Source organism: Thauera sp. 27, assembly GCF_000310125.2.
GTDB classification, from domain to species: Bacteria; Pseudomonadota; Gammaproteobacteria; order Burkholderiales; family Rhodocyclaceae; genus Thauera; species Thauera mechernichensis.
Genome location: NZ_AMXB01000043.1, coordinates 1 through 26,374, shown reverse-complemented (window position 1 = coordinate 26,374; position 26,374 = coordinate 1). Strand labels below are relative to the sequence as shown.

Annotated in this window: 19 protein-coding genes; 5 read left to right on the top strand and 14 right to left on the bottom strand. The window is 69.1% G+C overall.

Annotated features, from left to right (window positions below; genetic code table 11):
* Nucleotides 1–5 precede the first annotated feature (5 nt).
* Both B447_RS18490 and nifJ read right to left on the bottom strand, forming a co-directional pair.
* Entirely contained in the window at nucleotides 6–1,031 is a 1,026-nt protein-coding gene (locus B447_RS18490; protein ID WP_002944085.1) for a dihydroorotate dehydrogenase-like protein, read from the bottom strand.
* A complete protein-coding gene (gene nifJ / locus B447_RS18485; RefSeq protein WP_232431675.1) occupies nucleotides 1,024–4,659 on the bottom strand; it encodes a pyruvate:ferredoxin (flavodoxin) oxidoreductase in 3,636 nt (1,211 codons plus the stop codon). The genes B447_RS18490 and nifJ overlap by 8 nt, the downstream gene beginning before the upstream one ends.
* Before the next feature lie 229 nt (nucleotides 4,660–4,888).
* On the opposite strand from nifJ, the gene B447_RS18480 reads away from it, so the two are divergent.
* Complete coding sequence (locus B447_RS18480; protein ID WP_002944081.1) at nucleotides 4,889–5,932, top strand: hypothetical protein; 1,044 nt, start codon at nucleotides 4,889–4,891, stop codon at nucleotides 5,930–5,932.
* A 231-nt stretch (nucleotides 5,933–6,163) separates the two neighbouring features.
* A complete protein-coding gene (locus tag B447_RS18475) occupies nucleotides 6,164–6,772 on the top strand; it encodes a hypothetical protein (protein ID WP_002944080.1) in 609 nt (202 codons plus the stop codon).
* 54 nt (nucleotides 6,773–6,826) lie between these two features.
* Here B447_RS18475 and B447_RS18470 read toward each other — a convergent pair whose 3' ends face one another.
* The 9 genes from B447_RS18470 to B447_RS18430 all read right to left on the bottom strand — a co-directional run bounded on the left by B447_RS18470 (nucleotide 6,827) and on the right by B447_RS18430 (nucleotide 15,747).
* A complete protein-coding gene (locus B447_RS18470) occupies nucleotides 6,827–8,755 on the bottom strand; it encodes a sigma-54-dependent Fis family transcriptional regulator (protein ID WP_002944079.1) in 1,929 nt (642 codons plus the stop codon).
* Between the two features lie 229 nt (nucleotides 8,756–8,984).
* Entirely contained in the window at nucleotides 8,985–9,599 is a 615-nt protein-coding gene (locus B447_RS18465; protein ID WP_002930615.1) for a VOC family protein, read from the bottom strand.
* 67 nt (nucleotides 9,600–9,666) lie between these two features.
* A complete protein-coding gene (locus tag B447_RS18460; RefSeq protein WP_002930614.1) occupies nucleotides 9,667–11,241 on the bottom strand; it encodes a GMC family oxidoreductase in 1,575 nt (524 codons plus the stop codon).
* 41 nt (nucleotides 11,242–11,282) lie between these two features.
* The gene (locus B447_RS18455; protein WP_232431674.1) at nucleotides 11,283–11,864 is read right to left on the bottom strand and encodes a twin-arginine translocation signal domain-containing protein; all 582 of its coding nucleotides are present in this window, start codon (nucleotides 11,862–11,864) and stop codon (nucleotides 11,283–11,285) included.
* Nucleotides 11,865–11,931: 67 nt separating this feature from the next.
* Entirely contained in the window at nucleotides 11,932–12,702 is a 771-nt protein-coding gene (locus B447_RS18450; RefSeq protein WP_002930609.1) for a lipoate--protein ligase family protein, read from the bottom strand.
* Nucleotides 12,702–13,418, bottom strand: a complete 717-nt coding sequence (locus tag B447_RS18445) for a dihydrolipoamide acetyltransferase family protein (protein WP_002930607.1) — start codon at nucleotides 13,416–13,418, stop codon at nucleotides 12,702–12,704. The genes B447_RS18450 and B447_RS18445 overlap by 1 nt, the downstream gene beginning before the upstream one ends.
* Nucleotides 13,419–13,421: 3 nt before the next feature.
* Nucleotides 13,422–13,667: a lipoyl domain-containing protein gene (locus tag B447_RS18440; protein WP_002930606.1), complete on the bottom strand. Its 246-nt coding sequence runs from the start codon at nucleotides 13,665–13,667 to the stop codon at nucleotides 13,422–13,424.
* 18 nt (nucleotides 13,668–13,685) lie between these two features.
* Complete coding sequence (locus tag B447_RS18435; RefSeq protein WP_002930605.1) at nucleotides 13,686–14,720, bottom strand: alpha-ketoacid dehydrogenase subunit beta; 1,035 nt, start codon at nucleotides 14,718–14,720, stop codon at nucleotides 13,686–13,688.
* Between the two features lie 16 nt (nucleotides 14,721–14,736).
* The gene (locus B447_RS18430) at nucleotides 14,737–15,747 is read right to left on the bottom strand and encodes a thiamine pyrophosphate-dependent dehydrogenase E1 component subunit alpha (protein WP_002930603.1); all 1,011 of its coding nucleotides are present in this window, start codon (nucleotides 15,745–15,747) and stop codon (nucleotides 14,737–14,739) included.
* 457 nt (nucleotides 15,748–16,204) lie between these two features.
* Here B447_RS18430 and B447_RS18425 point away from each other — a divergent pair, with 457 nt between their 5' ends.
* Nucleotides 16,205–17,092, top strand: a complete 888-nt coding sequence (locus tag B447_RS18425; protein WP_002944078.1) for a transporter — start codon at nucleotides 16,205–16,207, stop codon at nucleotides 17,090–17,092.
* 116 nt (nucleotides 17,093–17,208) lie between these two features.
* On the opposite strand, the gene B447_RS18420 is transcribed toward B447_RS18425, so the two are convergent.
* From B447_RS18420 to B447_RS18410, 3 genes are all read right to left on the bottom strand, one after another.
* On the bottom strand, nucleotides 17,209–17,586 hold the full coding sequence (locus tag B447_RS18420) for a c-type cytochrome (protein ID WP_002930601.1): 378 nt from the start codon (nucleotides 17,584–17,586) through the stop codon (nucleotides 17,209–17,211).
* A 98-nt stretch (nucleotides 17,587–17,684) separates the two neighbouring features.
* Complete coding sequence (locus B447_RS18415) at nucleotides 17,685–19,673, bottom strand: pyrroloquinoline quinone-dependent dehydrogenase (RefSeq protein ID WP_002944069.1); 1,989 nt, start codon at nucleotides 19,671–19,673, stop codon at nucleotides 17,685–17,687.
* Between the two features lie 277 nt (nucleotides 19,674–19,950).
* A complete protein-coding gene (locus B447_RS18410; protein ID WP_037983155.1) occupies nucleotides 19,951–21,639 on the bottom strand; it encodes an ATP-binding domain-containing protein in 1,689 nt (562 codons plus the stop codon).
* Nucleotides 21,640–22,088: 449 nt separating this feature from the next.
* On the opposite strand from B447_RS18410, the gene recC reads away from it, so the two are divergent.
* Both recC and B447_RS18400 read left to right on the top strand, forming a co-directional pair.
* Nucleotides 22,089–25,586 carry an exodeoxyribonuclease V subunit gamma gene (recC, locus tag B447_RS18405; protein WP_002944063.1) on the top strand — a complete coding sequence of 1,166 codons (3,498 nt, stop codon included), beginning with the start codon at nucleotides 22,089–22,091 and terminating at the stop codon, nucleotides 25,584–25,586.
* Nucleotides 25,587–25,606: 20 nt separating this feature from the next.
* Complete coding sequence (locus tag B447_RS18400; RefSeq protein ID WP_002944062.1) at nucleotides 25,607–26,203, top strand: IMPACT family protein; 597 nt, start codon at nucleotides 25,607–25,609, stop codon at nucleotides 26,201–26,203.
* The last annotated feature ends 171 nt before the right edge of the window (nucleotides 26,204–26,374 follow it).

Here is a 26,374-nt window from a genome sequence, read left to right as displayed (position 1 = left end):
CGTCCTCAGTAACGCACCCCGGGCGGCGGGCTGAACGAGTCGATCGCGTTGAGATAGGCCGCACGCGCGAAGGCACTCGGGTCGGCCAGCCTGCGCTGGCTCATCGAGCCCTTTAGCTGCGCCACCGATTCGTATTCACGCTCGTGCATCCAGCGCGTCATGCCCGCCAGCGTTTCGGTGAGGGCTTGCGGGCCGTTCTTCAGCAATGCGCTCGCCATGTGCACCACGTCGGCACCGGCGAGCAGCATCTTGAGCGCGCCCTCTGCCCCATGCACGCCGCCGGTCGCGGCCAGGCTCAGGCTGGTGTGGCCGTGCAGCAGCGCGATCCAGCGCATCGTGAGCAGGCCGTCGGCCGGCGAGGACAGCTGCACGCGGTCGACCACGGACAAGGTGTCGAGGTCGATGTCGGGCTGGAAGAAGCGGTTGAAGAGGGACACGCCGGCGCCGCCGGCCGCTTCGATGCGGGCAACGAAGTTGGGCAGCGCGGAGAAGAAGGGCGACAGCTTCATCGTCACCGGGATCTTGACCACCGCAGTCAGCTCGCGCAGCAGGGCGAGGTAGCGCTCCTCCAGCGCGGTGCCGGTGAGCGCCGGGTCGCTCGCCATGTACCAGGCGTTGAGTTCGAGCGCGTCGGCGCCGGCTGCTTCCATCTCGCGGCCGAGCTCGACCCAGCCCGACAGCGAACTGCCGTTGAGGCTGGCGATGACCGGGATGGACAAGCGCGCCTTCAGGCACTCGATCTGCTCGAGGTAGGTGTCGAGCTTGCTTTGGTAGCCGGCGTCGGCAGGCAGGTGGCCGGCAGCTTCGCCGAAGGTGTCGGGATGGATCAGGAAGCGGTCCAGCATGCGCTCGTCGTTGATCACATCCTCCTCGAACAGCGAGTGCATGACGATTGCCGCCGCTCCAGCGTCCTCCAGATGGAGCACCGGGTCGAGGCTGCGGCTGAGCGGCGTGGAGGACGGCACGAGCGGGTTCTTCAGCGCCAGGCCGAGGTAGGTGGTGCGCAGGTCGGGGGTGTCGAGCTCAGCCATTTTGCGTGTCTCCGGTGCGGGCGGCGGCATCCCCGCTGCCAGTTTCGTCCATGGCGGGCAGGGCGGCCAGCTCCATGTAGTCGTGGTGGCGGTGGCGGGCGTGGCGTTCGGCCTCATTCAGGAAGCGCTCGGACGCACCGGGGTTCTGGCGCTCGAGCACGGTGAAGCGGGCCTCGTTGCGGGCGAAGTCGCGGTAGGGCACGCTCGGCGCAGCGCTATCCACCGACAGCGGGTTGCGGCCCTGTGCGCGCAGCCGTGGGTCGTAGCGCAGCAGCGGCCAGTGGCCGGACTTCACCGCCAGGTCCTGCTGGTGCAGGTTGAAGGACATGTCCACGCCGTGGGCGATGCAGGGGCTGTAGGCGATGATGATCGACACCCCCGGGTAGCTCTCGGCGTCGAGGAAGGCCTTGAGCGTATGCACGTCCTTGGCGCCGTAGGCCACCTTGGCGACGAACACGTTCTCGTAGTCCATCGCGATCTTGGCCAGGTCCTTCTTGTGCGCGGGCTTGCCGCCGGCGGCGAACTTGGCCACCGCGCCCAGCGGTGTGGCCTTGGAGTTCTGTCCGCCGGTATTGGAATACACCTCGGTGTCGAGCACGAGGATGTTCACGTCCTCGCCCGAGGCCATCACGTGGTCGAGGCCGCCGAAGCCGATGTCGTAGGCCCAGCCGTCGCCGCCGATGATCCACACGCTGCGCCGGACCAGGTACTCGGCGAGCGCCGCGAGCTGGTGCGCGGCCGGGGTGTCGATGGTCGCGAGACTCTGTTTCAGCAGTGCGACGCGTTCGCGCTGTTCGTGGATGCCGGCCTCGGTGTGCTGGTCGGCATCGAGCAGCGCGGCGACGAGCTCAGTGCCGAGCGCCTCGCCATGGGTCGCCGCCAGCGCTTGCAACTGGGTACGCGCGGCGGCGGCGAGCTGGTCGGTGGCCAGGCGCATGCCGAGGCCGAATTCGGCGTTGTCCTCGAACAGCGAGTTGTTCCAGGCCGGGCCGCGGCCGTCGGCGTCGGTGCAGTAGGGCGTGGTCGGCAGGTTGCCGCCGTAGATCGACGAGCAGCCGGTGGCGTTGGCCACCAGCATGCGGTCGCCGAAGAGCTGTGTGGCCAGGCGGATGTAGGGCGTCTCGCCGCAGCCGACGCAGGCGCCGGAGAACTCGAACAGCGGCTGCAGCAGCATCGAGCCGGGGATGGTGGTGCGCTTGGCGTCGCGGCGGGCGAGGTCGGGGAGCTTGAGGAAGTAGTCCCAGTTCTCCACCTCCTGCGCGCGCAGCGGGGGCTGCTGCGCCATGTTGAGCGCCTTGTGCGAGACGTTGGACTTGTCGCGGATCGGGCATACGTCCACGCACAGCGTACAGCCGGTGCAGTCCTCGGGCGCCACCTGGTAGCTCATGTGGGTGCCGGGGGCGTAGTCCTTGCTGCGCGCGGGAGTGTGTTTGAAAGCAACAGGGGCGTCGGCGACGAGATCAGAAGGGAAGATCTTGGCGCGGATCGCCGAGTGCGGGCACACGAAGACGCATTTGCCGCACTGGGTGCATAGTTTCTCGTCCCACACCGGGATTTCGAGCGCGAGGTTGCGCTTTTCGTGGCGCGCGGTGCCGGTGGGCCAGGTCCCGTCGACCGGCAGCAGCGACACCGGCAGGGCGTCGCCTTTGCCCTGGATGAGGGGAAGGGTGACGCGGCGGGTGAAGGCGTCGAGGCCGGCGGCGATCGCAACCGCGCCGGCCGCGGCGTCTGGCGCGGCCTGCGTCTCGGGCACGTCGACGCGCTGCAGCGCGGCCACGGTGGCGTCGATGGCGCGGTAGTTCTGCTCGGCGATGCGCCGGCCCTTGCGGCCGTAGGTCTTCTCCACCGCGCGCTTGATCGCGGCGATCGCCTGGTCCTGCGGCAGGATGCCGGAGATGGCGAAGAAGCAGGTCTGCATCACGGTGTTGATGCGCCGCCCCATGCCGGCGTCGAGCGCGACCTGGTAGGCGTCGATGACCCAGAAGCTGATCTTCTTCTCCACCATGCGGCGCTGCATCGCCGCCGGCAGCGTCGCCCACACCTTGTCGGCGGGCAGGCTGGCGTTGAGCAGGAACACCGCGCCCGGTGCGGCGTGGGCGAGCACGTCGTGCTGCTCGATGAAGAGCGGCTGGTGACAGGCGACAAACCTGGCGTCGCCCTCGCCGGTGAGGTAGGCCGAGCGGATCGGCTGCGGGCCGAAGCGCAGGTGCGACACCGTCATCGCACCCGACTTCTTGGAGTCGTAGACGAAATAGCCCTGGGCGAAGAGCGCGGTCTCGTCGCCGATGATCTTGATCGAGTTCTTGTTGGCCGACACCGTGCCGTCCGAGCCCAGGCCGTAGAACACCGCGGCGAAGGCGCTGGCGGCAGCGTCGGTGCGGAAGCCGGCGTCCCAGGGCAGCGACAGGCCGGTGACGTCGTCCTCGATGCCGATGGTGAAGCGGCGGCGCGGCGCGGCCTGCTGCAACTCTGCGAACACGGCGCACACCATGGCGGGGTTGAACTCCTTGGAGCCCAGGCCGTAGCGGCCGCCGATCACCCTCGGCATGGCGGCGAAGTGGGGTGCGGTGCCGGCCTGGTCCTCGGCCAGCGCCACCACTACGTCCTTGAACAGTGGCTCGCCGTCGGCGCCGGGTTCCTTGCAGCGGTCGAGCACCGCCAGGCTGCGCACGCTGTGTGGCAGCGCCGCGAGCAGGGCGGCGGGGGCAAAGGGGCGGAACAGGCGCACCTTCAGCAGGCCCACCTTGTCGCCGCGGGCGGCGAGGTGGGCCACCGTCTCTTCCACCGTGTCCGCACCCGAACCCATGATCACGATCACGCGCTCGGCATCGGGCGCGCCGACGTAGTCGAACAGCTTGTAGCGGCGGCCGGTGAGCGCGGCGAAGTCGTCCATCGCCTGCTGCACGACGGTGGGGAAGGCGTCGAACCAGGGGTTCTGCGCCTCGCGGGCCTGGAAGAACACGTCCGGGTTCTGCGAGGTGCCGCGGATCACCGGGCGCTCGGGCGACAGCGCACGTGCGCGCTGCGCCGCGATGCGCTCGGCCGGCAGCAGCGCGTGCAGCACATCGTCGGTGACGAAATCGATCTTGGCGACCTCGTGCGAGGTGCGAAAGCCATCGAAGAAATGCAGCACGGGCACCCGGCCGGCCAGTGTTGCCGCGCTGGCGATGGCGGCGAAGTCGTGCGCCTCCTGCACCGAGTTCGAGGCCAGCAGGGCGAAGCCGGTGGCGCGGGTGGACATCACGTCGGAGTGCTCGCCGAAGATCGACAGCGCATGAGTGGCGAGCGCGCGTGCCGCGACATGGAAGACCGTGGGCGTCAGTTCGCCGGCGATCTTGTACATGTTGGGGATCATCAGCAGCAGGCCTTGCGAGGCGGTGAAGGTGGTCGCCAGCGCACCGGCCTGCAGGGCACCGTGGACCGCGCCGGCGGCGCCGCCCTCGGACTGCATCTCGACCACCCGTGGCACGCTGCCCCACAGGTTGGGTTTGCCCGCGGCAGCCCATTCGTCGGCCAGCTCGCCCATGTTGGAGGAGGGCGTGATGGGGTAGATCGCGATCACTTCGGATGCGCGGAAGGCGACGGAGGCGGCGGCCTCGTTGCCGTCGATGGTGATCTTGGTGCTCATGGAACACTCCTCGATGCCGACGATGAACCACGATACGAAGACATTGCGGTGCAACATTTGACATTTGTCATGGAATGATTCCATGAGCGGAATCAATTGCGTCGTGCGTGAAGCGAGGCACGGCGGCGGTGGCCATGCCGAGCGCTGTCGCCAGGGTATCAAGGTGGGCTCAAGTCCTTGATCCGGATGCCGTTAATCATCCATCGCCACGCAAACCGGGAGTCCGCCCATGAAGATCGCCGCTTTTGACATCGAACTCCAGTCTGCGCACCGCTTCTCCCAGTCGACCGAGGTGCGCGAGCGCCTGGCGGTGTGGCGCGACGCGCCGGAAGCGACGGGTGCTCAGTCCGGGCGTGGCGCGGTGCAGATCTCCGCCGCAGGCCAGGCTGCGCTGACTGCGGACGCTGCAACGGTGGAGCAGGCGATGGAGGACGTGATCGACCGCGACCCCCGTCTGGCCGTGCTCGTGCGCATGATCGAGTTCCTCACCGGCGAGCCGGTGCGCCGCCTCGACCTGCGCGACCTGGAGGCAGGCGCATCAGGGGGCGCGTCGAGCCCTGACATGGCGACTGGCATCGGCACGGGGCAGGTCGCTGCGGCCCGCGCCGGCTTCGGCGTGGAGTACGACTTCAGTGCGACCTACGCCGAGTCCGAGCAGCTGGCCTTCAGTGCTGCCGGCGTGGTGCGCACCGCCGATGGCGCCGAAATCCGCTTCGAGCTCGGCTTCGCGATGTCGCGCAGCTACACCGAGTCGGTGTCGTTCAGCCTGCGTGCTGGCGACCAGCGCCTGAAGGACCCGCTGGTGCTCGACTTCGGCGGTCCGGCGGCAGCCCTGTCGGATGTGCGCTTCGACTTCGATCTTGATGGCGACGGCCGCAAGGAGCAGTTGCCGCAGCTCAATGGCAGTGGCTTCCTGGCCTTCGACCGCAATGGAAACGGGCGTATCGATGACGGCCGCGAGCTCTTCGGTCCGGCCAGCGGCGACGGCTTCGCAGAGCTTGCCCGCCTCGACGACGACGGCAACGGCTGGATCGACGAGGCCGATGCGGCATGGTCGCAACTGCGGCTGTGGTCGCCCGATGCCGAGGGCAAGGGCAGGCTGCAGACCTTGAACGAAGCCGGCGTCGGCGCTTTCTATCTCGGTAGGGTCGATACGCCGTTCAGCCTCAAGGATGCTGTCAACGACACCCAGGGCCTGATGCGTGCGAGCAGCATCTATCTGCGCGAGGACGGCCGTGTCGGCACCGTGAGCCAGGTCGACCTGCGCGTCTGAGCAGGACGAGCCGCGAGTCTTTCGCGCGACCCCCATCGTCTTCGCCTTCAACCCCTCGCGACTGGCGTCGCTCCCACGGCGGGCGATGCGTGCCGCGCTTTCCGGGGCCCATGCGGTTGGTGCGATTGCCCTGGGGCCCTGAGGTGGATCAAGGCCCTGCCATGCGGCGCCGAGGACAATCCGCGACTTGCACTGTTGCGTTGCGTCCAGTCCTGACCGCGAGGAGCCCTCATGAGCCTGCCCGATTTCTACCGCCATGTGCCGCGCCTGCGTGTGCGCGATCCACTTGCCGACTTCCTCGGCGCCGCCGACGCAGGGGTGCTCGAGTATGGCTACGAGGACGCGGTCAGGCTCGCCGGTCACTCGTGTCCGACCGTGGCCTCGGCCTATGCGCTCGGTTGTCAGGCGCTGGCCGCGCTCTACCCCGGCGAGCTGCCGGAACGTGGCGGTGTGCGTATTGACTTCGCGGAGCGGCTGGATGCCGGCGTCACCGGCGTCATCGCCAGCGTGCTCACGCTGCTCACGGGCGCGGCCCAGCAGGGCGGCTTCAAGGGCATCGGCGGCGCTTTCGTGCGCCGCGAGCTGCAGCAGTTCGAGGTGGCGCTGCCATTGTCGCTACGCTTCACACGCATCGACAGCGGTGCGGCGGTGGATGCCGCCGCGGACCTTTCACGCGTGCCGGCCCACCCCGATACATCGGTGCTGCTCGGCGCCTGCCTGCGTGGCGAGGCCGATGCGGATGCGCGCCGGCGCTTCGGCGAGCTCTGGCAGCAACGTGTGGCGCGCATCCTGATCGAGCACTGGGGCGACCAGGCGGTATTCCGGGTGCAGGCTGCGTGATGTCCTGAGCCCGCGTGGGCACGCCGCATGCGTGTGCCCGTGCCAGGCGCGCGTTCACAGCTGGTTCGGCGGCACGATGCCGAAGCGCTTCATCTGCCGATACACGGTGGCGCGCGCAATGCCGAGCTCTACTGCGGCGGCAGTGACGTTCCAGCGCTGGCGGCGCAGCGCGGCCTCGAGTTCGGCCGCCTCGCCGCGTGTTGCCTCCGAGCCCTCGGTTGCTGCGGGGGCGCGGTGGTCGGCGGACATGAGCTCTGCGGGCAGGTCATCGGTGGTGATCGTTCCGCCATCGCAGACCGCCAGCGCGAAGCGCAGCACGTTGCGCAACTGGCGCACGTTGCCGGGCCAGCTGTAGTCGAGCAAGGCATCGCGAGCGCGTAAGTCGAGGGTGGCGTTGGTGCCGAGTTCGCTGCCCTCGGCCGCCAGCAGGCGCTCGATCAGGTAGTCGAGGTCGCGGCGTTCGCGCAGCGGCGGGAGGTACAGGATGGCCCCGCACAGGCGGTAGTAGAGATCTTCGCGGAAGCTGCCCTCGGCGATCAGTTTGCGCAGGTCGCGGTGCGAGGCGGCGACCACGGTCAGGTTGACGGGTATCGGCTTTTCGGCGCCGAGCGGCAGTATCTCGCGCTCGGCCAGGACCCGCAGCAGCCGGGTCTGCAAGTGCAGCGGCATGTCGCCGATCTCGTCGAGCAGGAGGGTGCCGCCGTCGGCCTGCTGGATGAGGCCGCGCATGCCCTTGCTGCGCCCACCGGTGAAGGTGCCGGCGGTATAGCCGAACAATTCGCTCTCGATCAGCGACTCGGGAATGGCCGCGCAATTGACCGCCACGAAGGGCTTTGCAGCGCGTTCGCTGGACTCGTGCAGCGCCTTGGCGAGGACCTCCTTGCCCGTGCCGGTTTCGCCGTGGACCAGGATGTTGACCGGGCGGTTGACCAGCCTGGAGGCTTGCGCGATCAGGCGCTGCATCTGCGGATCGTCGCCCGCCAGGCGTTCGAGCGCCGGCGCGCGCGCAGCCGCTTCGGTTTCGGTCGACCGTGCCGCACGCGGGGCGATGCGGGGCTGTACGACGGTGCCGTAGTAGACCTCGCCGCTGCCCGTCGACAGCGCGGTGCGGTCCGCGGTGAAGCCGGCCCGGGCAATGCGCCAGATCGAGTCCATGCCCTCGCGGAAGATCTCGCCGAGCGTGCGGCCGACCAGCGCGCCGTCATTGCCGCCGCGCAAGGGGCGCAGCGACTTGCGGGCGCCGCTGTTGGTGCCGACGATGACGCCGTCGGCATCGAAGGCGAGCATGATCTCGCCCGATACATCCACCATCGACCATGCCGAGCCCAGGCGCAGCACCCAGCGGTCGCGGAAGTAGCGCAGGAAGTTGGCGTCCTCGACCATCTGCGCGAACATGGTGGTCATCTGCAGCGCCAGGTGCTGGCTGTCGCGGGGCGAAGGCGAAGTCAGTGCGGAGACGTCGAGCACGCCGAGGAAATCCCCGGTGGGGTCGAACAAGGGGGCGGCGTTGCAGGTCAGCGAGATGTGGGTGGCGTCGAAGTGGTCGGCGTGATGGACCGTGATCGGCGTTTTCTCGACGATGCAGGTTCCCACCGCACAGGTGCCGGCCCGCGCCTCGCTCCAGTCGGCGCCAAGGTAGAGGCCGGACTGCTTGAGTTCGCGTGCCCAGGCGTCGTTGCCGATGAAGTCCACCGCGATGCCGTGGGCGTCGGTCAGCAGCAGCACGTAGCCGATGCCGGCCATGCGCTTGTAGAGCTGCTCCATGCCGGTGCGGGCGACACCGAGGAACTCTTCGATATGGTCCTGGTGTTCGCGCAGGCGCGCATGCTCGATGATATGGGCGCGCGTCGGGCGACAGGGGTCGAGCCCGTAGTCGCGGATGCAGCGTACCCACGAACTCCCGATGCGGTCGGACGGGGGCGCTCCGGTCTGTGATACGGCGAGCACGTGATCAATGTGCTCCCGTTGTGATTGGGCCAGCATCTCGTCTCCTCTTCCGGGCAGTGTCATGCGGGTGCCCGGTGCGGACCATGGTTCGGTCTCTGTGTGTGGCGGTACAAGTTACTCCTCCCTTCCCTGCGGCTCAACAGAAAAGGGCGGGGCGGCCTTGACGGCACGCCCCGCAAAACGCCTGGAGGAGGGAGTCAGGCATGGGAAACCGCCGAGCCCGCGGCGCATGGGCGCCCCGGGAGCATGCGGGCTGGGGCGGGACTCAGCTGGCGGGGAAGCGCGGGTCCCAGAGCTTGCGCTGCAGTGTCTTCTCGTGGGCCATGCCGTTCGGGGCGCTCACGAGTTCGAGCTGCAGCCCCCAGGGCGCGAGGAAATAGACCCAGGTCAGCCCGGCCGCAGGGCCTTCGGTGAAGGTGCTCGGCGAGTCGAGCACGCGCACGCCCTTGGCCTTGAGGTAGCTGACGGCAGCATCCATGTCATCGACGTAGAAGGCGAGGTGGTGGCCGCCGATGTCGCTGTTGCGGGGGCCGCGACGGTTCTGGTCGGGGGCGGTGTACTCGAAGACCTCGAGGTTGGTGCCGTTGCCGCAGCGGACCATCTGGAAGTCGCTGATCGTGGCGCGCGGATGCACGTCGAGATGGCGCGCCATCCAGTCGTCGTCGAACTTGAAGGTGCCGAAGGTGAATGACGGTTCGCAGCCGAGGATGTCGCGGAAGAAGGCGACGGCCTCGTTCATGTTCGGCACCGTGATGCCGATGTGCTGCATGCCGCGCATGCCCGGGATCGGTTCGGCCTGCGCGGGCAGGCTGGCGGCGGCCAGGCCGGCGCTGATCATGGCCGCCGACAGGATGCGGCGAAAGCTGTTTGTCTGGCTCATGGATGTCTCCGTTTCTTGTGGTTGAGGATGTGGCCCCGGCGGTGTGCCCGAGGCTGCACGCTGAGGCTCAGAGTTCGCGGCGCTGCATGGCGTTGGCGATGTGTTCGGCCTGGCGCACCGCCAGCGCGACGATGGTCAGGGTCGGGTTGGCCGCCGAGCTGGAGGTGAACTGGCTGCCGTCGGAGATGAACAGGTTCTTGATGTCGTGGGTCTGGCCCCACTTGTTCACCACGCCGTCGCGGGCGTTGGCGCTCATGCGGTTGGTGCCCATGTTGTGGCTCGCCGGATAGGGCGGCATGTCGATGACGCGGGTCGCCCCCACCGCCTCCGACACCTTGCGCCACGCGGCCAGGCCGTGGCGGCGCATCGCGGCGTCGTTGGTGTGGTCGGTCTTGGTCACGATCGGGATGGGCAGGCCGTACTGGTCCTTCTCGGTCGGGTGCAGGGTGATGCTGTTCTCTTCCTGCGGCATGTCCTCGCCGCACACCCACACGCAGCTCATGTGGTCGTACTGCTCCAGCGCCGAGGTGACCTCGCGTCCCCAGCCGCCCGGCTTCATGAACGCGGCGGTGAAGGGCAGGTGCAGCGCCAGGCCCTCGAGGTGGTAGCCGCCGAGGAAGCCGCGGTCGGGGTTGAGCTGGGCCTCGTCAGAGATCACCGCGGCGATGTCGAAGCCGCGGTACATGTACACCGGCCCCTTGTGGATCGCGATCGCGGCCGCCGTGGTGTGGTTCATGTAGTTCTTGCCGACCTGGCCCGAGGAGTTCGCCAGCCCGTTCGGGAACAGGCTGGAGGCGGAGTTCAGCAGCAGCCGCGGCGATTCGATCGAGTTGCCGGCCACGCACACCACGCGCGCCTTCTGCAGGTGCTGGCGGCCGTCCTTGTCGGCGTAGAGCACGCCGCTGGCCTTGCCGCTCTTGTCGTGCTCGATCCTAAGCACCATGCTCTGCGGGCGCAGCTCGGCATGGCCGGTTTCGATGGCGCGCGGGATTTCCGAGTACAGCGTCGACCACTTGGCGCCGATCTTGCAGCCCTGCATGCAGAAGCCGATCTGCTGACAGGCCGGGCGGCCGTCGTTGGCTCGGGTGTTGGAGGCGACCGGCCGGCTGATGTCCTTGTAGCCGACCTTCTTCGCGCCAGCCGCGATCACCTTGTAGTGGTTGTTCGGCGGCATCTCGGGCAGACCGCTGGCCTTGGTGCCGGCCACGCCCATCTTGCGTTCGGCGATGTCGTAGTAGGGCGCGAGCTCCTCGTAGCTGATCGGCCAGTCGAGCACGTTGGCGCCATCGACCGTGCCATAGGTGCTCTTGATGCGGAAATCGTGCGGCAGGAAGCGCAGCGCCAGCCCCGAGAAGTGCATGGTCGAGCCGCCCACGCCCTTGACGATCCAGGCCGGCAGGTTGGGATAGGTGTCGGTGTGATGCCAGCCGCCGGCCGAAATGCGCTTGTCCAGCCACGAGATCTTGTGGAACATCGCCCACTCGTCGTTCTCGAAGTCGTTCTGGGTGTAGTGCTTGCCCGCTTCGAGGATGACGACATTCACCCCGCGTTTGGTCAGTTCGTCGGCCAGTGTGCCGCCGCCAGCGCCCGAGCCGACGATGACCACCACGCTGTCGTCGTCCAGCGAGAATTTCGCGCTCATGATGTGTCTCCTTGGTGTTGTTGTGTGTCAGGGTCGGCGGGTCAGGCTTCGTCCAGCCAGTCGATGTCGTCGAAGCCACGGTTGATGTAGCCGCCCTTTTCCCAGGACGAGCCTTCGTAGCCGAACAGCTGCCACACCGCCTTGTTGTCGTAGAAGCCGGTGACCAGGTGGCCCTTCACCTTCTGGAAGAAGGCGCCGTGCTCGATGACGTAGAGCAGCGTCAGGCGGTCGCTTTCCTTGGGCAGGTCGGTGTAGGCCTTCTTGAAGCGCAGCTTCGCCAGCCGGTCGAGTGCGGCCACGCCCTCGGTCAGCAGGGTCTTGAGCTTTTCGTCCTGCCCGGCCTGCGCCTCCAGGGGCTCGAGCGCCTGCAGGTAGTAGCGGTCCGAGATGCGGTCGTGGGGGAAGATGTCGCGCGCCAGCTGCAGCAGGGTCTTGCCGGTGCTGGCGCCGAGGACCTTGAAGTTGGCGGCCAGCGCCTCGCTGGCCGGCAGCATCAGCGTGGCGGTGCTCAGCGCCCCGACGCCGAGGGCGGCCATGCCGCCACCCTTGAGAAAGCCGCGACGGGAGAAGGTGATGCGCTTTTCGACGACGCGCATCGGTGGGCGTGATGTTGTGTTGCTCATGGTTGTCTCCTTGCTGTTATCGAGGCCTTGCGGCCGGTTCTCTGCGGAATCGGGGGCTGCGGGTGTGTCAGCTGCCGTTCTCCGGCTCGCAATCGCCGAGCACGTCGGTCAGCATCTGTTGCAGGCTGTCGGCCAGGGTTTCGATGTGGATCGAGGTGCCGAGCTGGTCTGCGCATGAGGTGGTGGCGGCATCGAGGCGGGCGACATCGTCGTCGGGGCGCCCGAGTGCACGACACAGCAGCGACCAGTCCGGACGCTGCAGCAGCGTGCCCGTGGTGAGCAGCACGCCCTGCTGGCGGCGCAGCTGGGCCAGGCCGACAAGCTTGCGGCCGCCGGCGATCACCTCCCAGGGCGACAGCCCGCCGAAGCAGGCCCAGGCCAGGGCGGGGTCGGACGGACGACGGGCAAGCTCGTCCGGCGCCAGCGCATGCGCCGCGATGCCGAAGTCGCGCAGCAGGCCGGCGTGGAGGATGCCGAGCCAGCGATAGCTGGTGACGGTGCCGCCGGCCAGCAGGCGGTGCTGCGGTGGCAGCACGATCGACGATGACAGCATCCACGGACCGGTGAGTACGGCGCCGCCGCCGGCACGGCGCTGCACCAGCTCACACTGGGTACGCGCCGCCCGCAGCGCTTCGCCATGCAGCGCCGCCTGAGCGCAGCCGAACACCACGCCGGGTGCCGGGTAGGCCCACACGCGCACCCGTGGCGCCGTCACCGGCGTGGCGAGCTGGCGGGTGTTCCAGTCCTGCTCGGCCGTGGCGCGTACCAGGGTCAGGGCAGTGCCGGCCGCGCCCGGCCGGCGGCGGGTGCTGGAGGAGGCGAGGGCGGCGACGGGCATCAGTCGAACTCCGCCTGTTCCAGCCGGCGCGCGACCTCGCCGAGGAAGAGCGCGGCCGGGTAGCCATCGACCGCGCGGTGGTCGAACACCAGGGTCAGGTTGGCGACCGCTGCGGCGACCACGCTGCCGTCCTTCACCACCGCTTGCTGGCGCGTGCGGCCGACGCCGAGGATGGCGACCTGGGGCGGATTGATGACCGGGCTGAAGCGGTCGACGCAGGTGCCGCCGAGGTTGGTCACGGTGAAGGTGCCGCGCTGGTAGGCCCCGCCCGTGAGCGCGCCGGTGCGCGCGCCCTCGGCGAGCTGGCGGGCCTCTGCCGCCAGTGCGGCCAGCGGCTTGGTGTCGGCCTGACGCACGACCGGCACCATCAGGCCATCGTCGAGGGCGACGGCGATGCCGATGTTGATGTCGTCGACGAGCTCGATTTCCTTTTCGCGCATGAGCGCGTTCAGCCGCGGATGGCTGCGCAGCGCTCGCGACACCGCGTGGATCACCAGGGTGTTCAGGCTGAGCTTCTCGCCGGCCGCCGCGCGCTCGGCACGCAGGGTTTCGACGCGGCTCAGGTCGACGTCCACCGAGTGCGCCACCCGTGGTGCCTGCCAGCCCTGCGCCATGTTGCGTGCGATCGCGCCGCGCAGGCCGCTGAGCGCGACCGTACGGCGCTCGGCGACCGCGCTGCTTGAGGGGGCGGCGCTCGCCGCCACGCTCGTGGTCATGGCTCAGGCCTCCAGTTGCGCGAGCACCGTGCCGCGGGCGAAGGTGTCCTGCTCGGCGACGTTGAGCCTGACAATGCGGCCCGCTGACGGTGCGAAGATCTCGTGGCTGGTCTTGACCAGCTCGGCCACGCCAAGCACCTGGCCGGCCTCCACGCTGTCGCCTTCCTTGACCTGCCATTCCTGCAGCAGGGCTTCGGTGCCTTCATCGACGTCGGCCCATACCGCGTCGTCGAGGATGATGTCGGTCATGTCTTGTCTCCTGAATGATCAAGCGAGCGTGAAGCGCATCAGGCCGCGCACGCTGGCGACGATGTTGTCCACTTGCGGAATGGCGAACTGCTCGAGCGGACGGCTGAAGGGGATGGGTACGTCGGGTACGGCCAGGCGGCGTACCGGCGCCTTGAGGCGCAAGGTGTCCAGGTTCTCCGCCACCAGCGCGGCGATTTCGCCCGACAGCCCGTAGCTGAGGTAGTCCTCGTCGGCGACCAGCAGGCGGCCCGTTTTCGCCACCGAGGCGAGTACGGCGGCGCGGTCCAGCGGCACCAGGGTGCGCAGGTCGAGCACTTCGGCGGAGATGCCTTCGGCGGCGAGCTGATCGGCAGCCAGCACCGATTTCTGCACCATCTGCGACAGCGTCACGATGGTGACGTCGCTGCCCTCGCGGACGATGCGTGCCTGGCCGAAGGGGATGGTGTATTGCGCTTCGGGGACTTCGTTGGTGCTGCCCTCGAAATAGGACATCCAGCTCAAGCCCATGATGCCCTTGTGATAGAGGAAGACCACCGGGTTGTCGTCGCGGATCGCGGTCGTCATCAGGCCCTTGGCGTCATAGGCGTTTGACGGCACGACGACCTTCAGGCCGGGTACGTGGGCGAAGATCGAGTACAGGCACTGCGAGTGCTGGGCGGCGTCGTTGTAGCCGCCGCCGATGCCGGTGGTGATCACCAGCGGGTACTTGCAGGCGCCGCCCGACATGTAGTGGTTCTTGGCGATGTGGTTGTAGATCTGGTCGAAGCAGACGCCGAAGAAATCGACGAACATCAGCTCCGAGATCGGGCGCAGGCCTTCGGCCGCGGCACCCAGGGCGGCGCCCATGAAGCCGGTCTCCGAGATCGGCGTGTCCATCACGCGCTCGGGGCCGAACTGGTCGAGCAACCCGGTGGTGGCGCTGAAGATGCCGCCGTACTTGCCGACGTCCTCGCCCATGACGAAGACGCGGTCGTCGCGCGCCATCTCCTGCGCAGTGGCCTCGGCGATCGCCTGCGCCATGGTCAGGCGGCGGGTGGTGGTGGTCGTGCTCATCTTGGTCTCCTCGTTCTCAGTCGGCGAACACATGCAGCAGCGCGTCTTCGGGCGCGGGGTAGGGGCTGTTGCGGCCGAAGTCGTAGGCCGCCTGGACGCGCGCCGAGATGCGCGTGCGCAGTGCGGCATCGGCCTCGTCGTCGAGCAGGTCGCGCTGGCGCAGCAGGGTGGCGAGCGCGGGGATGGGGTCGTGCTGGCGCAGGGTCTTCGCTTCGTCCTTGGGACGGTAGGTCTCCGGGTCGCCCTGGAAGTGGCCGAAGTAGCGGTCGGTGTTGACCTCGATCAGGGTGGGGCCCTCGCCGCGCCGGGCACGCGCCACCGCTGCGCCGGCGGCTTCGAACACCGCCAGTGCGTCGTTTCTTTCCACCAGCACGCCCGGCATGCCGTAGGCGGCGGCGCGATCGGCATTGGAGGCGATGGCGGTGGAGGCGGACTTCTCCACCGAGATGCCGTACTTGTTGTCCTCGACCACGAACACCACCGGCAGCTTCCACAGTGCGGCCAGGTTCAGCGCCTCGTGGAAGGCACCCTGGTTGGCTGCGCCCTCGCCGAAGAAGGCGATCGCCACCGCGTCGGTGCCGAGCTTCTTCGCCGCCAGTGCGGCACCGCAGGCCTGCGGGGCGCCGGCACCGACGATGCCGCTGCAGGAGAACTTCACCGCGGGGTCGAACAGGTGCATGTGGCCGCCCTTGCCGCGACCCAGGCCGGTGACCTTGCCGAACATCTCGGCGGTCATCGCGTTCAGATCGACGTCCTTGGCGATCGCAAAGTGGTGGGGGCGGTGTGCCCCGACCACGGTGTCGTCGCGGCGCAGGTGGGCGCACACGCCCACGGCCACGGGTTCCTGGCCGGCGGCAAGGTGCATCTCGCCCGGCACAGGGCCGGCGCCGATGTCGAAGGCCAGGCCCTTCTGGATCTTGGGCGGGAGCTTGCCTTCGAGATAGACCTTGACCATGGTCTCCTCGTACTCCCGGATCTCGATCATTTTTTCGTACATCCACAGCAGTTGTTCGCTTGTCGCATCCATCGCTGCAAAGCCTCCTCGTCGATTGGGTCGTCTGGTCGCGCGCTGGTCGGGAAGCGGTTGCGGTCGTGCTGTCCGTGCTCGCTTCGCATTGCCATCGCGTCTGGGGCTTGCTTTGCAACTTCGGTGCCACCACCGTGCCGAGTTGCATCGAAAGGTATAAAAACGTATTTGAAACAGAGGCTTGGTTGTTTTTCGAAGCGACTTTCAGGGGCGCCAGAGGGGCCGCGACAAGGGGCTGGCTGTCGCAGCGGAGGCGACACATGTCGCACGCCAGATGCAACAGATGCGACTGCGCTGCGACTGCTCGGGATGGCTAAGGTGTTGATTAATATGGGGTGGCTGGCATGGCACCGAACGTGCAATGGCATGGGCTCGGGGCGGGGCGTCCAGGCGGTGTCCTGGGCAGGCCCTGCGACCCCGATTTCATCCATTTGAACGAGAAGAAAAGGAGACACCCATGCTCAGGAACCATCGCTCGCGACAAGGCGCATCCAAGTGCGCGCTACCGCTGCTCACCGTCTGTGCAGCGCTTGCTGCACCCGTGACGGCGCAGGCCCAGGTCACGCTTGACGTGATCGGGCCGCACGAGTACGACCTGCCGGTCGGCTTCGAGCCGTTCAACGTGTTCGTGCAGTACGCCGCCTTCCAGAACGGTGCGCGGGTGTGGGATGGCAGCGGCGACGACCGCCGCGCGGCAGCGAAGACGAGGACCATCGTCGGCCTGTCCAAGTACGTGCGCTTCTGGTCGCCCGAGTCGAACCCGAACATCGGCCTGGCCTACGAGGTGATCCTGCCCGAGGTCGGTGTACGCAATGACGCGACCAACAGCTCCGCCAGCGGCATCGGCGATCCGCTGACCGGTCCGGCGATCTGGTACAAGCCGACGCCGAATTCGACGCTCGGGTTCCAGACCTTCTTCCAGGTGCCGGTGGGCAACCAGGATGTTGGCGGCGGTGACGGATGGAAGAACCTGTCGAGCCTGTTCTGGGACGTGCAGTTCGATCGCGTCAGTTACACCGCCGATGCCGGTTTCGTGTTCTTCGGCAAGTCGACGGCTGCAGATGCTCGTCCGGCCACCCTGTTCCATACCAACCACCGGCTGGGATACAAGCTCAGCGACGCGGTCCAGCCTTTCATCGCGCTCGACTATGAGCGCCAGGGGCGCTGGACCAACCGCGCCACCGGGGCGGAGGTGGCCGCCAGCCACGAGACGACCGCCGGTATCGGTGTGATGTTCAGCTACTACGGCAACCAGTCGATCACGGTGCGCTACTCGCGCGGTGTCAGCGGTGAATCGCACGGCCTGACCGACAGCTTCAACCTCAAGTACGCCTACGCCTGGTGAGTCGGGCGGTCACCGCAGCTGCGGTGACCCGCTGCAATGAAGAACGCCGCCGGGCCCTGCGACCGGCGGCGTTCTTCTTGTGCCCTACACGCAGGGCGGGCGGTGTGCGCAAGGGCTCACCACTTGCCGAGCGACTTGAGGTAGGCCACCAGTTCCCAGATTTCCTCGGGCGAGAACACATCGCCCCAGGGCGGCATCGGGGTGGCGCCACGACCGCCGTCCCTGATCGTGTTGTAGACGTACTCGGGGTCCAGGCCCTGGCGGTCGATGAACAGGGCGGGCTCGTGGCCATGACAGAAATCGGCGCAGCCGGACTGGTAGCGGGCCTTGCCGGCGGCGATCCGTGCGCTGTCATCGAGCTTGAAGGGCGGGCCGCCCGCGGCCTCGACGACGACTTCCTCGGCAGCAGGCGCTTCCGGCAATACGGCATTGAAGGCGAGCACCGACGTGGTGATCAGCGCCAGGGCAATGGGGGTCAGGTGGTATGTCTTCATGATCTTGGAGTCTCGTTGCTGTATGCGAACGGCAGCGTCCGCTTGACAGGACCGCCTCCGGGGCGGCGCGGCAATGCCGCGGCCCCGGAGGCGTACGGTCAGTTGACCTGGACTGCGACCAGCTCGGCGGGCAGCCCGGCCCCGCCGATCGGCACGACGACGTACTGCTTGTCGCCGGCGCGATAGGTCATCAGCGCACCGAACGCGGCGCCCGGCAGGCGCAGCTCCGAGATCAGCTCACCCGAGCGCGCGTCGTGTGCATACAGGTAGGGCTCCTTCTCGTCGGCATTGGCCTGGGTGATCAGGGCGTTGCCGCGCGAGGACAGGCCGATCACGCCATGAGTCCCTTCCGGGGCGAGGAACAGCACCTCGTCGGTGAGCGCGATGAAGCTCTCGCGCGGGACGCCGACACGGCCGAGATTGAGGTCCTTGATCGCCGGGTGGTCGACCGGGCCCTTGCCTGCGGGAATGCGCCACAGGTGCTTGCCGGTGTTCATGTCGATCGCGGTCACGGTCGAGAACGGCGGCTTGAACAGCGGCAGGCCCTGCGGGCCGCCGACCCCGGCCCAGGTGCCGGTGTAGTCGTAGACGCTGGCGTTCTCCTTCTTGATCTTGATGCCGAACGGGATCGTGAACGAGGGCACGTACAGCACGTTGGTGTTCGGGTTGTGCGCAGCGCCCGCCCAGCTTGCGCCGCCGAGTACGCCCGGTACCTGCAGGGTACCGGCCTTGTCGAGCGTGGGCGGGGTGTACAAGGGCCCGTAGTTGTAGCGCGCCAGGATCTTCCTGGCCTCTTCCTTGAGCTGGGGCGTGAGGTCGATCAGGTCGTCCTCGGTCACCCCCTGCTGGACGAAGGGCGCCGGCACGGTCGGGTGCGGTTGGGTCGCGGCCGAGCGTTCCCCGGGTACGGTGGACTGCGGTACTGCGCGGTCCTCGATCGGCCACACGGGCTTGCCGGTGGCGCGGTCGAAGGTGAACACGAAGCCCTGCTTGGTGACCTGGGCCACGGCCTTGATCTTCTTGCCGTTGACGGTGAGATCCATCAGGTTGGGGGCGGTCGGCAGGTCGTAGTCCCACAGCCCGTGGCGCACCATCTGGTAGTACCAGGCGAGCTTGCCCGACTTGGCGTCGACCGCCACCAGCGACTCCCCGAACAGGCCGTCGCCCTTGCGGTGGCCGCCGTAGAAGTCGTTGGTCGGGGTCGAGAACGGCAGGTAGACCAGGCCGAGCTCTTCGTCGCAGCCGGGGCGTGCCCACATGTTGCCCGAGCCCGTGGTCTTCCACGACTCGTCTTCCCAGGTCTCGTTGCCTGGCTGCCCCTTCTGCGGCGGCTGCTCGAAGATCCACACGCGCTTTCCGGTGCGTACGTCGAAGGCCTGCACGTCGCCGGGCGGGTGGTACTTCATCGGCTGGCGGCCGATGGCGAAGGAGTCGAGCACCGCGATGCTGGGCACCACGGTGTCGCCGCACACGATGGGGGGCGAGGTGACCGCGATGAGGGAACGGTCGACCCGGCGGCGCATGCCTTTGGTCAGGTCGACACGCCCTTGTTCGCCCCAGGACTCGATCGGCTTGCCGGTCGTTGCGTTGAGGGCGATCAGGTAGCCGTCGCCGGTGCCGACGATGATGCGCTTGTCGTCGCCGTCGGCCCAGTAGGTCAGACCACGGTTGATGAAGCCGAGGTTGGGCGGGGTGCCATCCTTGTAGGCCTCGGGGTCGTAGGTCCACAGCGTCTTGCCGGTTTCGCCGTCGATTGCCGACACCGTGCTCATCGGCGAGGTGGAATACAGGATGCCGTCGATCGCCAGCGGCGTGGACTCGTTGACCCAGGTGCGCAGCTCGGCGTTGTCGGCGGCGATCGCGTTGTCGGGCATGGCCCAGCGCCACGCGACCTTCATCGACTTCACGCTCTCGGTGGTGACGCTCTTGCTGGGCAGATAGCGCGAGCCGGCCTTGTCGCCGGTGTACTCGGTCCAGTTGCCATCGTCGGCTGCAAACGCCGTGCTCATCGCCGCGAGCAATGCGGTGACGCACAGTGCGCTGCGGGTGGCCTGCGGCCTGCCGCGCTTGGTTGTCGACGGTTTCATGTCCTTGTCTCCTTTCTGGTTCGTATGGCGCGCATGGACTGAGCGCGCGTTGCGTAGTGGACGTGCAGCAGCCGGAGGCCGGCCTGCCGCAGAAAGGACAGCAAGGACGGTGCCACTAATTGAAGTGATTGTTTTGTATGAAAAAATTGGCCGTGCGCAGCCCGAGTGGGGGTGGCGGCCGAGACAGCTGTCGCGTGGCGCCTGCGACAGCTGCGACAGGCGTCTCAGCGCCCGGGTCTTGGCGGGCCGTGCGTGGAGGCGGCGCGTGTGCGCCTCGTCAGTGCTTGTGCTCGGGGTCCGCCAGCAGCCCAGCGGCGCGCTCCGATGCCACCAGGATCAGCTTCATCGTCGCTCGCGTCGCACCCACGAAGAGCTTGCGCATGGTGAGCTCGTCCATCCCGTCCGCGCGCGGCTCGAAGTCGATCTCGGTGAAGATGATGCAGGGCGCGGACTGGCCCTTGAAGCGGTACACGGAGTCGATCAGCAGCTCGCCCTGCGAGTGCTCCGGCTCGCCGAGCAGGTCGTAGCGGCCGGTGAAGGCGCGCAGGCGGTGCGGGCCGAGGTGTTCCAGCGGGGTGAAGCGCGAATGCTCGCGGCCGCGGAAGGTGAGCAGCACGATCATGTCGCGTCGGAAGCCGAGTCCGAGCGCGCGCGTGATTGCGCGCTTGGTGGCCTCCAGCATGCTGGTCTCATCGTGCCAGGCGAGCAGTTCGGGCTCGCTGTCGGCCACCGGGCTGCCGGCGCGGATGGGGGCGGGCAGGGGCAGGCGGGCGTTGAGCAAGGCGAGCACGTCGGCCGGGGTGCGGTAGTTGGTGTCGGCGCTCAGCCCGACCCAGCCCGGCAGGGTCACGGCCGGGCGGTCGTACAGGTTCTGCAGCGGGTCTTCCAGCCACCACGCCCGCCCGCCCGGCTTGAGCAGCGCGAGCAGGGTGTCGCGCCAGGCCTCCATGAAGTCCTGGCCCTCGTCGATGATCAGTTCGTCGAACTGCCACCGGGGGTCGGGCTGTCCGCTGGCCGGGGCGGCCACCAGGGCGGCGAAGTCCGCCTCCATGCGGCGGAAGGCGCCGGGAGCGCCGAAGCGCGGCGGGCGGCCGGCGTCGCGCAGGCGGCGGTCGCAGAGCTGGTGGTAGGTGGCAATCTCGCCGCCGGCGGGGGCGATGCGGGCGAAGTGGTCTGCCAGCGGGCGGTTGTAGCAGACGTAGAGCGGGCGCCGGCCGGCGGCGAGCGCATCGGTGTAGGCAGCGAGCGCAAGCTGGGTCTTGCCGCTGCCGGCGGTGGCGGTCACGCGCAGGCGGTGCGGGCTCATGTCGATGCGGCGCGCCCATTCGGTGAGCCCGCCCGACAGCCGCGTGCTCAGCTCATCCGCCTGGCCGATGTGCGACTGGACGTCGGGCACCAGCTCGAGCAGGTCGGCGAAGAATCGGTGCAGGGCCTGGCGGCGGGCAGGCTCGGCAGGCGCTGCGCCCTCGGTGTCGCCGGTGAGTTCGCGGACGGTGGCCACCAGCTGCTCGCGCCGCGGCGCGTCTACGATGCGCGCCGGGTCCAGGCCGGCGGTGCCGGGCTGGCGCACGGTGTAGTCGGGGCAATAGAGCAGCACGTCGAGCATAGGCTCGGCGCCGCCCAGTGCCGGGCGCAGGCGCGCGCGCAGGGCATCGGCCTGGCGTGCGAGATCCACGCTGATGTTGCGTTCGCGTCGCCGCCCCGGGCGCAGCAGGCCGTGCTCGGCCTCGTCGAGGAAGCCGGCCTGCTGTTCGATGAGCAGGATGCGCCCGCCCGGGCCGAGGACGACGAAGCCGATGTCGCCGAACACCGCCGCGCTGCCCTCGGCCCGCGTCCAGTGCAGGCCGTGGTAGATCGTAGTGTCGGCCGGCAGCGCGCCCGCCAGCAGCGCGAGCGTCTGCAGCTCGCGGGCGCGGGCGCCGCTGGCGGGCAGCAGGCGCCAGCCTTCGGGGTGGGTCTTGGCCATGACGGTGGGCAGGTGGAAGATGAACAGCGGCCAGTTTACACATTCGCAGGCGAGTGCCTGTGCGCGAGCTTTTTGGGTCCGGCCCGGGGGCATGTCGCCTTCGACCCCTCGCGGTTGGCACCGCTCCTACGGCGGGAACAGACACCGCGACGCCCCCCGGTAGGAGCGGCGCAAGCCGCGAGCTTTTCATCGCACCCACCCGACGCCCGTCGCCTTCGACCCCTCGCGGCTGGTGCCGCTCCTACGGCAATCCCATGCGCCGCCGTTTGCAGTGGGAGCGGCGCGAGCCGCGAGCTTTTGGGTCCAGCCCTCGGGGCATGTCGCCTTCGACCCCTCGCGGCTGGCACCGCTCCCACGGCAATCCCATGCGCCGCGGCTGGCTGCGGCTTGATGCGTTATCCTGCTGTGCTTGTCGTGTCGCCCTGCCGGCGCCCCTGCGGAACTCCTGCATGCTGTCCCTGAGCTTTTCCAACCGCTTCGAGATCCTCCTCGACGATCTCCTCGAACGTCTCGCCGACGAGCAGCCCGGCCCCTTCGGCGAGCGCGAGGTGGTCGTGCCGAGCGCCGCGCTGCGCCGTCGGCTCGAGCTGGCGGTGGCCGATCGCGAGGGCGTGTGCGCCAACCTGCGCTGCGACTTTCTTGCCCAGTGGCTGTGGCAGCAGATCGGCCGCGTCGTGCCCGAAGTGCCGGCGCGCTCGCCCTTCTCGCCGGCGCTACTGGCCTGGCGCATCCACGGCCTGCTCGATGCAGGCGCGGCCGAAGGCGCCTGGCTGGGCGAGCATCCGCGCCTGGCGCACTACCTCGCCGGGGCTGACGCGCGCATGCGCTTCGAGCTCGCCGAGCGCATCGCGCGCGTGTTCGACCACTACCTTACCTATCGGCCGCAGTGGCTGGCGCGCTGGAGCGAGGGCCGGGGCAGCGTGCTGGAGGCGGACGCGAGCGCTGCCGCGCGTGCCGACGAAGCCTGGCAGGCCGCGCTGTGGCGCCGCATTCGCGAGGCCATGGGCCTGCGCAGCGAGCACCCGGCGACCGCCTTCCTGCGCGCGGTGACGGCGATGGATCACGATGCGCTCACCGCCACCGGCCTGCCGCGCAGCGTGCATGTGTTCGGCCTGCCGGCGCTGCCACCGCTCTACCTCGACATGCTGCGCGAGCTGGCGCGGGTGGTCGATGTGCGTCTGTACGTGCTCAACCCCTGCCGCGAGTTCTGGTTCGACATCGTCGATGCACGCCGCCTGTCCTGGCTCGCCACCCGCCAGCAGGACCTGTTCTTCGAGACCGGCAACCGCCTGCTCGCCGCCTGGGGCAAGCAGACCCGCGCCCACATCGGCCTGCTGTTCGAGGGCGAGCATGTGCTCGAGGAGGAAGCCTTGTTCGCGCCGCACCCCGGCCGCCACCTGCTCGCCCGCGTGCATAACGCCATCCTCGACCTGCAGGAGCTGCCGCCCGCCGGGGTCAGGCTGGCCGCCGCCGACCGCAGCATCGAGGTGCATGTCTGCCACTCGCGCACGCGCGAGCTCGAGGTGCTTCACGACCGCCTGCTCGGCCTGTTCAAGGCGCACGAGGGCACGCCGGACGCGCTCACCCCGGCCGATGTGGTGGTGCTCACCCCTGATCTGGAGGCGAGCGCGCCGCTGATCGAGGCGGTGTTCGGCACCGCCCCGCCAGCGCGTCGCATCCCCTGGCGCATCACCGGCCTGGGCGGCACCCGCGACAACCCGGTGGCCCAGGTGCTCGACCGCATGCTTGGCCTGGCCGCCAGCCGTTTTCCCGCCACCCAGGTGTTCGATCTGCTGCAGCAGGCCCCGGTCGCCGCCCTCCATGGCCTGGACGACACGGCGCTCGAGACCCTTCACGACTGGCTGCGTGCCGCCGGCGTGCGCTGGGGCCTGGATGCGGGCGCGGTGCACGCGGCGCTGGGGCAGGCGGAGGGCGAGCCGGCCGGCCTGCCACATACGCTGGAGGAGGGCCTGCACCGCCTGTTCCTCGCCTGGGCTGCGGGCGAGGCCGCGCAGCACGCGTCCTTTGCCGGGCGCATCGGCGCCGCCGCGCCCGAGGGCCAGGCGGCGCTCGCGCTTGGACGCTTCTGGCGTTACGCCGAGAGCCTGCGCAGCCTGCGCGCGCGCCTGCTGCAGGCGCATGACGCCGAGGGCTGGCGCGCGCTGCTCAACGAGGTGCTCGACCGCCTGGTCGGCGACGCCGCCGCGTGGGCGGACGAACTGCGCGAGTTACGCGCCGCCATCGCCCAGCTCGCCGACAACATGGCGGCAGGCGGTTGCACGGACGCGCAGGGGCTGGCGGTGATCCGCCCCGCGCTCGCGGCCCTGCTCGACGACCCGGCGCGCGGTGGCGTGCCCGGCGGCACGCTCACCTTCTCCGCGCTGTCCTCGCTGCGCGGGCTGCCCTACCGCGTGGTGTGCGTGATCGGGCTCGATCACGGTCTCTTCCCCGGCAGCGATCGTGCCGCCGAGTTCGATCTCATGGCGGCCCGCCCCCAGGCCGGCGACCGCCAGCGCAGGCTGGACGAGCGCAACCTCTTCCTCGATGTGCTGCTGTCCGCGCGCGAGGCACTGCACCTGTCCTACGTTGGGCGCAGCGTGCGCGACGGCAGCGAATTGCGCCCCTCGGTGCTGGTCGATGAGTTGCTCGACGTGCTCGCCGAGGCCACCGCGAGCAGCGCCACCGACCCCGACGCGCTCGCCGCGGCACGTCAGCGCTTGTGCGTGGCGCATCCGTTGCAGGCTTTCGCCCCCGAGTACTTTCTGGCCGCCGAGCGCGGCGATGCGCGCCTGACGAGCTTCAACGAAGACTACGCCGAGGCCCTCGCCGCCCGCCTCGGGGCTATTGCCGATGAGCGAACCGGGTACGTGGGCGCAAGCGGCGCGGCCGTCGAGGCGGCGGAAGATGCGATGGAGGCGGCGGTGGAGGGTGCGGATGACGGTCCGCTTGCCGTAGATGCCGCGCCCTTCTTCGATCACGCGCTGCCACCGCCCGGGCCGGAGTGGCGCACGCCCACGCTCGAGCGCCTCGTGCGCTTCTTCCGCAACCCCTGCCGCGCCCTGCTGCGAGAGCGCCTCGGACTCGACCTGCCCGAAGCCGATGCCGAGCTGGAGGACACCGAGCGCTTCGTGCCCGACCTGCCTGCGCGCTGGGCGTTGGCCGAGCGTCTGATGCCGGTGCTGCTTGACGCTCAGGCTGATGAGTGCGACTCGGCACTGAGGGGCGCCGGCGAGGGCGCTGGGCGCGATGACGCGGTGCTTGCGCAGCTGGCGCGCGCCGGTGGCGAGTTCCCGCGCGGTGCCATGGGCGAGGCGGCACTGGCCGCCGAGCTGGCCGCGATGCGCGAATTTGCAGCCCGCCTGGCCGCGGCCCGGCACGTCCCGGCGCTTGAGGCCGCAAGCTGCCAGATCGCATTCGAGCTCGACGGCGAGGCGTGGACGCTGGGTGCCGTGCTCGGCGAACTGCGTCCCGAGGGCATGCTGCGCTGGCGCTATGCCGACGCCGGCGCCAGCCACTACCTCGAGGCCTGGATCGCCCACCTGATGCTGTGCGCCGCCAGCCCGGCCGGCGTCGAGCGCCGTACCCGGGTGATGCTGCGCGACGCCGACTTCACTTTCGCAGCGCTGTCGCGCGCCCAGGCGCATGACCTGCTTGCCGAACTGCTGGCGCTCTACCGCGAGGGCCTCACGCAGCCGCTCCACTTCTTCCCCAAGTCGGCCTGGGCCTGTGTTTCCAACGACGGTAATCCGCGCAAAGCGCACGACAAATGGACGGGCGGCCAGCGCCCGCAGTTCGGCGAAGGCCGCGACCCAGCCTACCGCCTGGCGCTGCGCGGCGTCGAGCAGCCTCTGGACGCGCGCTTCTTCACGCTCGCGCAACGGGTCTTCGGCCCTGTGCTTGAGCACCTGCAGGAGGCCGGCACCGAGGGCGCGGCGCCGCCCGCCTGAACGACCAGGATCGCTGCCCGATGCCGCTCACCCTCGCCGCCCCCGTCCATAGCGAGCTGATCATCAAGAAGAGTCGCTTCATCGGCTGCGTGCAGCCGATGGCCGACCGTGCCGGCGCGCAGAGGGTGGTGGCCGAGCTGTGGGCCCGGCATCCGGGCGCGCGCCACGTGTGCTGGGCCTTGCTCGCCGGCGGCCAGTCGGCGGCGGTCGATGACGGCGAGCCCAGCGGCACCGCCGGCCGTCCGATGCTCGACGTGTTGCTCCACCAGGACCTGGAAGGTGTGCTCGCTACCGTGGTGCGCTACTTCGGTGGCGTCAAGCTCGGCGCCGGCGGCCTGGTGCGCGCCTACACCGACGCCGTGGCCCAGGCCCTGCTGCAGGCCGAGAAGGTGCCGATCGTGTGCTTGCAGACCCTGGCTTGCGTCGTGCCCTATGCGCTCGAAGGCCTGCTGCGGCGCGAACTCGATGCCGCTGGCGCGAACCTGCTGAGGGTGGCGCATGGGCAGGCCGTGGAGCTGCACTTCAGCCTGCCCGAAGAGGCCGCCGCCGCGCTGCAGGCGCGCCTGGCCGAGGCGGGTCAGGGGCGTCTGGCCTGGCTGGATGAGGCCGGTGGATGAGACTCCACGACGGGGCGCCGCGGCGTCCGTTCCCGTCGTAGGAGCGGCGCCAGCCGCGAGGGGTTGAAGGCGACGGGTGTCGGGTGGGTGCGATGAAAAGCTCGCGGCTTGCGCCGCTCCTACCGGGGGGCGCCGCGGTGTCCGTTCCCGCCTGCCGCGCAGCGTGCATGT